Raw genomic sequence first — 11840 nt, 5'->3', positions numbered from 1 at the left:
ACAACAAGGGGTCGAACAAATGAGAGGTATTTTATTTGCACTAATGGGTGGGGCATTCATTACCCTTCAAGGAGTGGCAAATGCAAAAATTAGTCAGGATATTGGTTCTTGGCAGGCAGCTACCATTACACAATTTACTGGTTTTGTACTTGCATTTCTAATCTTATTAATCGTAAAGGAAGAAGCATTTTCAAAATATAAACAAGTAAAGCCATTATATTTGGCGGGAGGTTCGTTTGCTTCGGTTGTTATTTTCAGCACGATTACCGCCATGCATTTAGTGGGGGCAACGTTAACAATCTCAACTGCCTTGATTGCCCAGTTATTTATAACCTTTCTAATAGATAGCAATGGCTGGTTTGGACTGGAAAAGCAGCAAATGAGAGCTCCGCAGTTTATTGGAATTGGTATGATGATAATAGGTGTTCTTTTATTAAAAATGTAAGGAGAACCATCCGTGAAAGAAATGGGAAATCTAGAGCAGATAGAAAAATATATTCGCAAGTTTCAATTAGAAGCAATCTTTCCGAAAAAGTTGAAAGACCATTTACATCTTTATGCTTTTAATCAAGGGGAATTTATTTGTACGCAAGGACAGGCAGCGGAATATCTTTACATTTTGGTAGATGGCAAGGTGAAAATATATACGTCAACAGCAGAAGGAAAAACGTTAATTCTATCCTTTAAAACACCAATCGAAATGGTTGGGGACGTTGAATATGTAAGGAATACAGATATTTTGAACACGGTGGAAGCTATCACAGATGGGGTGGTCATTGGTGTACATAAACGATATTTAAAGCAATATGCGAATGATTATGCCCCTTTCTTGCAGTTTCTATTGGATATTATTACGAAAAAATTCTATATAAAATCTAGTTCGATGCGTTTCAATTTATTTTACCCAGTGGAAGTGAGACTGGCTAGTTATTTAGTATCTGTTTCTTTTGATAAGGAGGATCCTTTATACAATACGGATGGTAATGAAATTAATCTTAAGGATACAGCCAATCTAATTGGCACTAGCTATCGTCATTTAAATAGGGTAATACAGCAATTCTGTCAGGATGGATTGATTGAACGGAAAAAGGGGTTTATTATGGTGAAAAACCGCGATGGTTTATTGAATTTAGCTGGTAAAAGTATTTATGAAGAAGGGGCAGGTGAATAAAAAACATGATATATGGATTACTGATTGCATTTATTAGCGGGAGTCTCGTTGGGGTGCAGAATATATTTAATAATCGAGTAAATCAGAAGGCTGGTCTTTGGGCAACGACGACTCTAGTGTTAGCGTTAGGCTTTATTGCCTCCTTTACTTTGGGTATTATTTCAGAAGGTACAGGCCTTTTTCACTTAGAAAATATGCACACATGGTATTGGTTCAGCGGAATTATTGGTGTCGGTGTTGTTGTATGCATGACAAAGGGGATTAAGCATTTGGGAGCAACATATGCTGTGTCGATTTCTTTGTCTTCTCAGCTTGTTTTTGCCTTGCTATTTGATTCCTTTGGTTTATTGGGATTAGATCAGGTTCCGTTTACTTTCAAGCAATTAATAGGAGTATTAGTTATTATCGGTGGCATTCTCGTGTTCAAAATGGGTGGTGCATCAGAGAAGAAACAGCCAGTGAAAGAACTGCTGAAATAATAGGAGTGAGTTTACATGCAAGGATTACTGAATAATAAGGAAGAAACAATCAGCAAAAACGTTGGGAGCGTAAAGTATTATCAAACATTGCTTTTTGATGTGGACGATACTTTACTAGACTTTGCAGCTGCAGAGGATCACGCCTTTCGATTATTGCTGCAAGAGCAAGGAGTTTCCTACAGAGATGAATGGAAAAAGCAATATCAAGAGCTCAATAAAGGTCTTTGGAAAGCCTTTGAAGAAGGAAAAATAACGCGCGATGAGGTCGTCAATACAAGATTTACCCTCTTCTTTGACACATTGGGCATAAAAGTAGATGGTGTTGTATTACAGCAAAGCTACCGCAAGTATTTAGGAGAAGGAAATCAGCTGCTAGATGGAGCACTTGATTTAATACAAAGGATTTCCAATCGTTTTGATTTATATATTGTGACCAATGGAATATCAAAAATCCAAGAAAAGCGGTTAAAATCCTCAGGTCTTTACCCATTCTTTAAAGCTATATTTGTCTCAGAAGATACTGGCTATCAAAAGCCGATGAAGGAGTTCTTTGATTATTGCTTTGAACGAATCCCGCAAATCAACAAAGAGACAACTTTAATTATTGGCGATTCGCTAAGCGCCGATATACAAGGCGGCTGCAATGCAGGAATTGATACATGCTGGTTTAATCCATTAAAAAAGAAAAAGGAATTAGAAGTCCAGCCAACATATGAAATAGCCAAACTAGAAGAATTGCTTATTCTTCTAGACCAAGAAGAACAATCGAACCCTTAATGGATCGATTGTTTTTTATCTTCTTTGTCTAATTTTCGGATAAGTCCAATACAAGTTCTGGAAATTAAGAAGGTACAAGTTTCGGTTAGCAATGTATCATACCAATTCCAGCCCTTCTTATAGGAGATTAACTTTGTGTATTTTTCGAACAGAATTTCTACAATCGTCATCGGGATACTAAAACAAAGTGCTTTGAGAATAATTCCCGGTAGTTTGGAATGATAGCTTATTTGATTATAAACAACACAGGTGATCGGAAATAGTAAATAATCAAATAACACATTAATTTTAAAATGCTTTGGTAAAAATCGAACAGGGAAACTAAGGCGTTTTTTCGAAGTAACAATACCGTCAATAAAACTAGACAGATACCCTTTTAAAAAGAAAACAAGAAACCAATCCTTTGCTTGTTTTTTTCTAAAGATAATTGGTAAAAGTCCAATTCCTAAAAATAGGAGGAATCTTAATATTTTCCGTTCCACTCAATAATCACCCGTCTAGTTACGATTATCCTTTCTTTAAGTTATCACAGGATTTTTTTATATTCCCCCAATACGAAGAAAGTATGAAAAAAAAGCATCTGTTTGGATGCTTTTTTTGTGACAATGAAACCCCGCTGCTTTTTTAATCATGTGCTTTTCCGTTTAATTAATTCTGACTGCAGTAAAACAGTTTTTGGAATTTTTCTTTGATCTAGAATTTGCTCAAGAAGTAAAGAAACACCCGTCTTGCATAGTTCCGGTATATCAATATGAAAGGTTGTTAAGGGAGGTGATACATATTTCGCCACACTTATATTATTGACGCTTATAATACTGACTCTATTTGGAATCGAAATATTATATTCATTAAAAGCTTGAAGACTTCCGACTGCAATTGGATCAGAGGCAATAAAGAAGGCAGTCGGCAATTCTTCTTTTAAGCAGTCAATTGCTTTCTTTGTAACGGTATAGCCATCATTTACGGAAAAATGCCTTTCGCCAAATATATATCTTTCATCGAGCAATCCTATATTCTGCATATGTGCACGAAACGTGATTTCGCGAATATCCATTTCATCTTCATTCGTATCTGGATTATGATAGGTTCCACCAATAAACCCAATTTTTTGATGTCCATTTTCAATGAAGTAATCGATTGCCTTTTTGGTGATTCTTATAGTATCCGGTAATACAGCATCATATAGGTCAGGGACAGGATTAGTATCAATGAAAACCCCTTTTTTCGTTTTCTTTCTTAGTTTTTGAATTTCTTCCATCGAAAAGGCACCAACTGCAATAAAGCCAGAAATATCATGGGGGATACTATTTATACCGTCTTCATGTTTGTATAGATGCAATTCAATATTATGGTTAATAGCATTTTTTTCAAGTTCTAATCGCATTTGTTTAAAATAAACATCCTCCAGCTCTTCTTTATCCGTAATCCAGTAAAGAAGTGCAACCTTTTCAATAAGTGGTTGAATACTTTTTCTTTCATATCCTAACTCAAATGCTGTATCTAAAATTCTCTTCTTGGTTTCTGGAGAAATGGAGAGTGTTGAATCATTATTTAATAATCTCGAAACGGTAGATGGTGAAAAACCTGCCTTTTTTGCAATATCTTTTATGGTGACCATGTAAACCTCCTAAAAGCACTGTTCTCAATACATACATTATAAGCGATTTGTTTATAAATTAGTAATGTTTTTTAGTAAATTATTTTCCTGATGTTATTCTTAATAAGTAAATATTTTTATTAGTATTTATTATATTATTAAATTTATTAAGTATTGTATTTTTCTTTTTTAATAAAATATATTACTAAATATATTTACAAAAAATTCTTTGTATAGTATTCTTTTGTTAGAAAACGTTTTCAGACAATAGAAAAAGCAAAGGGTGGAAAAAAGATGAAAAAGAGGCTTACCGCAATACTTTTGAGTAGTTCTTTAGCTTTAGCGTTAGCAGGTTGTGGACCATCAGATGAGGCAAATAGCGATACATCTTCAAAGAAAAATAACAATGGCTATGATCTCCTTGTATGGGAAGATCAAAGCAAGTCGGAAGGAATTGCAGATGCAATTAAAAAATTTGAAGAAGAAAATAACGTGAAAATTAAAGTTGAAGAGAAAGCTTATGCAGATCAATTAGAAGATTTGCGATTAGACGGACCAGCAGGTACAGGAGCTGATGTTATCACAATTCCCGCAGATCAGATTGGAACGGCTGTAACAGAGGGGATTTTAAAGGAAATCACAGTTGATGATACGCAAAAGTCAATGTATACAGAGGCAGCGATGGAATCCCAAATGGTTGATGGCAAAGTATATGGGCTTCCTAAAGCCGTGGAAACGACCATTTTATACTATAACAAGGACTTAGTAAGTGAAGACCAATTGCCGAAAACAACAGAGGAATGGTATGAGTTCTCTAAAGGGGTAACCAAGGATGGAAATTATGGCTTATTGGCTTTATGGGATCAAATATACTATGCAAATGGTGTTCTAAGTGGATATGGAGGTTATGTATTCGGGCAGGACAGTTCTGGAGCATACAATCCAGAGGATATTGGTTTAGCAAATGAAGGAGCCATTGAAGGAGCAGAGTATATTTCTAAATTTTATAAAGATGGATTGTTCCCATCCGGAATTATTGGCGAGCAAGGGATAAATGTTCTGGATTCTCTATTTACAGAAGGGAAAGCCGCTGCGGTTATTTCTGGACCGTGGAATTTAGAGCCGTATGCGAAAGCAGGCGTCAATTATGGAGTAGCAGAGCTCCCGATGTTAGCAAATGGAGAACATATGGGATCCTTCATCGGGGTGAAAAGCTATAACGTAAGCACTTATAGTAAAAAAGCAGAACTAGCAGAAAAATTAGTTGGATTTTTAGCAAATGAAGAGAATTCGAAAACACGCTATGAAATTACGAAAGAAGTTCCAGCAGTAAAGGCGTTAGCAGAAGATCCAGCTGTGACAGAAAGTGAAAATGCAAAGGCAGTAGCGAATCAATCTCAATATTCACAATTAACACCAGGCATTACAGCAATGGATGCAGTGTGGCAGCCAATTGACTCAGCACTTCAAACGATTGCAACAGGAAAAGCGAAGCCAAAAGAGGCTCTGTCAACAGCGGTCGAGACAATCAAAGGTTCCATTGCTGCTAATAGTGGAAACTAAATAGGAACAAGGAGGGGCACAGTATCCAAAAAATACTGGTCCCTTTTAAAAGGAGAGAGGTGAAGTTTAAGTATGAGCTTCCAAGCAAAGGCAGTTGATACAGATACAAAGACAGCGAAAAGGGCTGCATTATTATCAATCATTCCAGGTTTAGGGCAGTTCTATAATAAACAATGGGGAAAGGGAGCATTCTTCCTTATCTTTTCTATCGCATTTATTGTTGTTTTTAAGGATTTATTTAATATGGGACTATGGGGGATTGTTACGCTTGGGGAACAAGTGCCCCGAGATAATTCCATCTTCTTACTTGCAGAGGGCATTATCGCTGTAATTGTTATTTTTTTCGGATTAGCTTTTTATTACTTCAATATAAAAGATGCGTATGCGATTGGAAAGAGAAGAGAAGAAGGATTTGCTATTCCCTCCATAAAAGAGCAGTATCAGGTTCTTTTAGCAGAAGGATATCCATATATCATTACAAGTCCAGCTTTCCTTTTACTTATTTTCTCTGTTATTTTTCCGATCCTATTTTGTTTTGCACTTGCCTTTACTAACTATGACCTGTACCATTCCGCTCCCGCTAATTTAGTGGATTGGGTAGGACTTGAGACATTTAAGAAGATATTTACCGTCGATATATGGCGAGCTACTTTTTTTGATGTATTAGGATGGACTTTAATTTGGACACTGATTGCCTCAACGCTTCAAGTGGCAATAGGGATTTTTTTAGCGGTGGTGGTTCATCAGAAGGAATTACGCTTTAAAAAATTCTTTCGTACTATTTTAGTGTTACCGTGGGCTGTACCTGGATTTGTAACAATTTTAGTATTTGCAGGCATGTTCAATGATAGCTTTGGGGCGATTAATACTTCCATCTTAGCTTTTTTTGGGATAGATAGTATTCCTTGGCTGACAAGCCCAAACTGGACACGATTGGCATTATTGCTTATACAAGGATGGCTTGGGTTTCCGTATATATTCATTGTCACCACCGGGGTACTTCAATCGATTTCCGATGATCTATACGAAGCAGCAACGATTGATGGAGCTTCCCCCATTCAAAAGTTCAAAAATATTACGCTGCCACTTATTTTATACTCAATGGCACCTATTATTATTACGCAATATACGTTTAATTTTAATAACTTTAACATTATCTATCTGTTTAATGCGGGAGGACCAGCTGTGCCAGGATCAACAGCCGGTGGTACAGATATTTTAGTTTCCTGGATTTATAAATTAACGATGCAGAACAGTCAATATGCACTTGCTGCTGCATTGACGATTTTACTTAGTATTTTTGTTATTAGTATTGCTTTATGGCAATTCAGAAGAACGAATTCTTTTAAGGAGGTAAAATAAGATGGCCAAAAAAACGGTCAGTATCAAAAAACAGCGGACTATTCGAATGACACTTACTTACCTCCTTTTGCTTATTGTATGTACCCTTATTATTTATCCGTTAGTATGGACGATTGGTGCTAGCTTCAATCCGGGTAACAGCTTGGTAAGTACGAGTATTATCCCAGATAATCCAACAGTGGGTCATTATAAAGACCTTTTTCAACAGGAAGGTACTCTTTACTATGGAAAATGGTATATGAATTCGATGAAGATTAGTATTCTCACAATGGTGTTTTCGATACTATGTGTCTCTTATACAGCATATGCTTTCTCTCGTTTTCGGTTTAAAGGGAGAAAAAATGGTTTAATGTTATTCTTGCTATTACAAATGATTCCACAGTTTTCTGCTTTAATCGCAATCTTTGTTTTGGCGCAAATGCTTGGGTTAATCAATAGCCATTGGCTCTTAATATTTATTTATGTTGGTGGCCAAATCCCAATGAATACGTATTTAATGAAAGGATATATTGATTCTATACCGCTTGACCTGGATGAAAGTGCGAAAATTGATGGAGCTAGCAACACCAGAATATTTTGGAGAATACTCATGCCCTTATCTAGACCGATGCTTGCGGTAGTTGCAATGAATGGATTCACTGCTCCGCTGGGAGACTTCGCGATATCATCGGTTATATTGAGAAATCCAGAATACTATACACTTCCGATAGGCTTGTATAAATTAGTCAGCGACAAAATGGGAGCAAGCTACACCACCTTTGCAGCTGGAGCTATTCTGATAAGTATTCCGGTTGCGATTGTATTTGTAGCTTTACAGAAGCATTTCGTATCTGGATTAACAGCAGGAGGAACAAAAGGATAAGAATCGGAGGGCATTAAGATGACAGATAAAACAGTAGCAGATAATCGCTTATTGCATGGTGGAGATTATAATCCAGATCAATGGCTCGATTATCCAGAAATATTGAAAGATGATTTACGATTGATGAAATTAGCAAAAGCAAATACGTTCACTTTAGGGGTATTTGCATGGAGTGCACTTGAACCAACAGAAGGGGAATTCCAGTTTGACTGGCTCGATGAAAGAATAGAGGCCATTTATCAAATGGGCGGGAGAGTTATCTTAGCTACTCCAAGTGGCGCTAGACCAGCATGGATGTCTAAGAAGTATCCAGAAGTCTTAAGAACCACCGAAAATCGCATGAAAATGTTACATGGGGGACGCCATAATCATTGTTTTTCTTCCCCTATCTATCGTGAAAAAGTAGCAATTATTAATAGAAAGCTAGCGGAGCGCTATGGAAATCATCCTGCGTTACTAATGTGGCATATTTCCAATGAGTATAGCGGCGATTGTCACTGTGGACTTTGCCAAGATAATTTCCGTAATTGGCTGAAAAAGAAGTATGGGACCTTAGATAAACTAAATCATGCTTGGTGGGGACCATTTTGGAGTCATACGATCACAGATTGGTCAGAAGTTGAATCTCCTTCTTCCATTGGAGAAAGTATGGTTCATGGTTTGAATTTAGATTGGAAACGTTTTGTCACTGACCAAACAATTGATTTTTACAAGCATGAAATAGTGCCATTAAGGGAAATCTCTCCATCTATCCCTATTACAACAAACTTTATGGCAGACACGCATGATTTAATACCCTTTCAAAGTTTGAATTATAGTGAGTTTGCAAAGCATGTGGATATTGTTAGTTGGGATTGCTATCCTGCTTGGCACAATGATTGGGAGGAAACAAAGGACTTAGCTGCAAAAGTTGGTTTTATCAATGATTTGTATCGCTCTTTAAAACAACAGCCTTTTCTCATTATGGAAAGTACACCAAGTGGCGTCAACTGGCATGATGTGAATAAAACGAAGAGACCTGGTATGCATTTGCTATCCTCCATGCAATTTATCGCACATGGTTCAGACAGTGTTCTGTATTTTCAATGGAGAAAATCAAGAGGATCCTCCGAGAAATTTCATGGGGCAGTAGTGGATCATGATAATAGTGAAACGAATCGAGTCTTTCAAGAGGTTTCAGCAGTTGGTGGAGCTCTAGAGAAGATTGCTGAAGTAAAGGGAACACATAAACAAGCAAGAGTAGCAATTGTATATGATTGGGAAAATAACTGGGCTTTAAACGATGCACAAGGATTCTCCGATTCAACAAAGCAATATCCTCAAACGTTGCAAAAGCATTATCAAAGTTTTTGGAAAAAGGATATTAGTGTCGATATAGTTACATTAAATCAAGAGCTTGCTTCCTATGATTTAGTTATTGCTCCAATGCTCTACATGATGTCTCTTGATACAATTTCTAAATTAGAAAACTATGTTGCAAATGGCGGAACACTTGTAATTTCATATATTAGCGGCCTTGTTAATGAAACAGATCTTGCCCATTTATCAGGTTGGCCGGCAACGCTAAAACGAATATTTGGCATTGATGTAAAAGAAACAGATACTCTTTATCCAAAAGATAGAAATACCCTTACCTATAACGGGAAGCAATATGAAATAAAAGATTATTGCACCATTTTTGAAAGGAAAGAAGCGAATATTTTAGCGACGTATATGGAGGACTTTTATCAAGGGAATCCTGCTGTTGTAGAAAACTGCTACGGGAAAGGAAAAGCCTATTTTATAGGGGCAAGAACGGAACAGGCCTTTTTAGATGATTTTTATGAGGAATTGCAAAAAGAAGGTAATCTTGACAGCGAAAGGGAAATTCTGCATAAAGAAGGTGTTTCCGTCCAAAGAAGGGATTCGGCGGAGTGCTACTATTTATTTGTCATGAATTTTACAGAACAAAAGCAAACAGTAACGTTAAAAGAATCCTTTTTCGATTTACTTACACAAGAAATAAAGCAAGAACAGATAGAACTTTTGCCATATGAAGTAAGGGTGTTAAAAAGAGAAAAATAATGAGGAATAACAAAAGAGGACGACGGATATCGTCCTTTTTTTGCTGTTCTAAGTCGTAACCATAGCACCGCCATTTACATGAATCGTTTGTCCTGTCATATAAGAACCATCATCAGAAGCAAGCAACACATAGACTGGAGCAATTTCATACGGCTGCCCCGCCCGCTTCATTGGTACATCTGAGCCTAATGTAGCAATATTTTCAGCTGATTGTGAAGCAGGCTGGATGGGTGTCCAGAAAGGTCCAGGAGCAACAGCGTTCACACGGATACCTTTTTGCACAAGGTTGTTGGCTAGCGCTCTTGTATAACTAACAATCGCACCTTTAGTCGTCGTATAATCAATCAAGTCACTTACCCCAATATAGGCAACCAAAGAGGTCGTATTAACAATACTGGCTCCTGCTTTTAAATGAGGCAAGACAGCCTTTGTTAAGTGAAAATAGGCATGGATATTTACATCAAACGTTAATTCCCATTGTTCATCTGGTATGGAAGTTAAGTCTTCTCGCAAAAATTGTACAGCTGCATTATTAACCAAAATATCAATTTTCCCAAACGTTTCTAATGTTTTTTGCACAATGAATTCACAATGTTCTCTTCTTCGCAAGTCTCCTGGAATCAGTAAGCAGGAACGACCATAATGCTCGACAACTCGCTTTGTTGTTTCCGCATCTGTATGTTCGTCAAAATAAGAGATAACAATGTTCGCCCCTTCCTTCGCAAAAGCGACGGCAACGGCTCTGCCAATGCCGCTGTCTCCGCCGGTAATAATAGCTGTACGATCCTTTAACTTACCTGTTCCGATATATTTAGGGTTATCAAAAATTGGAAGTGGATCCATCAAATATTCAAACCCCGGCTGCCGTGTTTGCTGCTGAGGAGGAAACGTCCATTCAATTTCTTCACATTTTACTTCAGAACCATAATGTTGTTTCTTTATCACATTAATAACCTCCATACTTTCTTACTTTTCCTGGTTAATAAGCGTGGGGAGGAGAGGAAAGATTGAGATAAGGATGTATAGTGGGTGAAGGCTGAGTGGCATGGTATGGATAGTTTAGGACTCCTCCGGTTTGGTCACATCCTGGTGGTGGCCCGAGAATAGTAGACTGTGTAATGGGGGCAATGGCATGTGCGTAGGCGGCTTCGTTTACACAATAAGCTCTGTTAGCAATTTCCTTTGGCAAAAAGCGTAGAAAATCAGAACCAAACACAATATCAGGTTTCGGCTGGTCGAAAATAGTAAGAAAATGAGTATTGTTTCGCAATGCTACTATCCAGTGGAACCACCCCTTTGGAAATTGGGAAGCTTGCCCGGGTTTTACATGATAAGTCATGATGCTTTGTGTAAAGGGGTTGAAGACAGAGGTCATAACTTCCCCACTAATGACAAAAACAAGTTCATTCACATTTGTGTGCCAGTGCGGCTGAACAATGAATCCTTGATTAAGATGGACATTGAATAACCCAGTATGTATCGCAGGCAATTGTTCAGAAAATAACTGTGTAATGTAATTATAAGAATCCCTTTTATAATTAACAGACTGGGTAGAATCCCCGAATAGTTGAAAGGAAGGGGAAGCTGGATTAACAGACATGATGTAGCCTCCTATTTTTCATATGGAAATATTTATATGGCTTACAACTTTAAATATATACAAAACTAGGTTGGCCTATGAGTGGGAAAATCAGTTTGTTTGTAGGAAAAGTAGGCAATGGCTTGATATGGATAGGGAAGGGCGGAAATCGAAGTGGGAGAATCGGCAAAATTTTGGGTATAACAGTTAAAATAGTGGGGAAATCAGTAAAAGTATAAGTATTATATTAGTCAAAATAGTAGGGGAATAGGTGAAATTATGAGTGTACCAGCCAAGGTGAAGGGGTAAATTAGCTAAATTATGGATATATTAGCCAAAGTGTAGGAGAAATCAGCCAAACTCTGAAAATATCAGCCAAAAGGGAG

General features: G+C 37.2%; 12 protein-coding genes. 8 read left to right on the top strand and 4 right to left on the bottom strand.

Annotated elements, in window-relative coordinates; translation table 11 throughout:
- Positions 1-19: 19 nt before the first annotated feature.
- The 4 genes from NSQ89_RS21560 to NSQ89_RS21545 are packed head-to-tail and all read left to right on the top strand — an operon-like array spanning position 20 to position 2427.
- Positions 20-445 (top strand): DMT family transporter, encoded by a 426-nt coding sequence (locus NSQ89_RS21560; RefSeq protein ID WP_047943997.1) that lies wholly within the window; start codon positions 20-22, stop codon positions 443-445.
- Between the two features lie 12 nt (positions 446-457).
- The gene (locus tag NSQ89_RS21555; RefSeq protein ID WP_341133276.1) at positions 458-1171 is read left to right on the top strand and encodes a Crp/Fnr family transcriptional regulator; all 714 of its coding nucleotides are present in this window, start codon (positions 458-460) and stop codon (positions 1169-1171) included.
- Between the two features lie 5 nt (positions 1172-1176).
- Positions 1177-1650, top strand: coding sequence for a DMT family transporter (locus NSQ89_RS21550; protein WP_061800661.1), 474 nt, complete (start codon positions 1177-1179; stop codon positions 1648-1650).
- A gap of 15 nt (positions 1651-1665) precedes the next feature.
- Positions 1666-2427: a YjjG family noncanonical pyrimidine nucleotidase gene (locus NSQ89_RS21545; RefSeq protein ID WP_095257927.1), complete on the top strand. Its 762-nt coding sequence runs from the start codon at positions 1666-1668 to the stop codon at positions 2425-2427.
- Here NSQ89_RS21545 and NSQ89_RS21540 read toward each other — a convergent pair.
- Both NSQ89_RS21540 and NSQ89_RS21535 read right to left on the bottom strand, forming a co-directional pair.
- A complete protein-coding gene (locus tag NSQ89_RS21540) occupies positions 2424-2909 on the bottom strand; it encodes a CBO0543 family protein (protein WP_047944002.1) in 486 nt (161 codons plus the stop codon). The two genes, NSQ89_RS21545 and NSQ89_RS21540, sit on opposite strands and share 4 nt — an antisense overlap.
- A 146-nt stretch (positions 2910-3055) precedes the next feature.
- Positions 3056-4045: a LacI family DNA-binding transcriptional regulator gene (locus tag NSQ89_RS21535; RefSeq protein WP_047944004.1), complete on the bottom strand. Its 990-nt coding sequence runs from the start codon at positions 4043-4045 to the stop codon at positions 3056-3058.
- 273 nt (positions 4046-4318) lie between these two features.
- Here NSQ89_RS21535 and NSQ89_RS21530 point away from each other — a divergent pair, with 273 nt between their 5' ends.
- The 4 genes from NSQ89_RS21530 to NSQ89_RS21515 all read left to right on the top strand — a co-directional run bounded on the left by NSQ89_RS21530 (position 4319) and on the right by NSQ89_RS21515 (position 9875).
- Positions 4319-5587 carry a sugar ABC transporter substrate-binding protein gene (locus NSQ89_RS21530; RefSeq protein WP_341133275.1) on the top strand — a complete coding sequence of 423 codons (1269 nt, stop codon included), beginning with the start codon at positions 4319-4321 and terminating at the stop codon, positions 5585-5587.
- A 72-nt stretch (positions 5588-5659) separates the two neighbouring features.
- Positions 5660-6949, top strand: coding sequence for a sugar ABC transporter permease (locus NSQ89_RS21525; protein ID WP_047944007.1), 1290 nt, complete (start codon positions 5660-5662; stop codon positions 6947-6949).
- A gap of 1 nt (position 6950) precedes the next feature.
- The gene (locus NSQ89_RS21520; RefSeq protein WP_047944009.1) at positions 6951-7811 is read left to right on the top strand and encodes a sugar ABC transporter permease; all 861 of its coding nucleotides are present in this window, start codon (positions 6951-6953) and stop codon (positions 7809-7811) included.
- Between the two features lie 18 nt (positions 7812-7829).
- Entirely contained in the window at positions 7830-9875 is a 2046-nt protein-coding gene (locus NSQ89_RS21515; RefSeq protein ID WP_341133274.1) for a beta-galactosidase, read from the top strand.
- Positions 9876-9923: 48 nt separating this feature from the next.
- Here NSQ89_RS21515 and NSQ89_RS21510 read toward each other — a convergent pair whose 3' ends face one another.
- Both NSQ89_RS21510 and NSQ89_RS21505 read right to left on the bottom strand, forming a co-directional pair.
- Entirely contained in the window at positions 9924-10835 is a 912-nt protein-coding gene (locus tag NSQ89_RS21510) for an SDR family oxidoreductase (RefSeq protein ID WP_095257929.1), read from the bottom strand.
- Between the two features lie 19 nt (positions 10836-10854).
- Positions 10855-11475, bottom strand: coding sequence for a cupin domain-containing protein (locus NSQ89_RS21505; protein ID WP_144546749.1), 621 nt, complete (start codon positions 11473-11475; stop codon positions 10855-10857).
- Positions 11476-11840 lie beyond the last annotated feature (365 nt).

The organism is Niallia sp. FSL R7-0648, assembly GCF_038007005.1.
Taxonomy (GTDB): domain Bacteria; phylum Bacillota; class Bacilli; order Bacillales; family Cytobacillaceae; genus Niallia; species Niallia circulans.
Note: the sequence above shows the minus strand (reverse complement) of the source record. Positions and strands in the feature narration are given on the sequence as shown.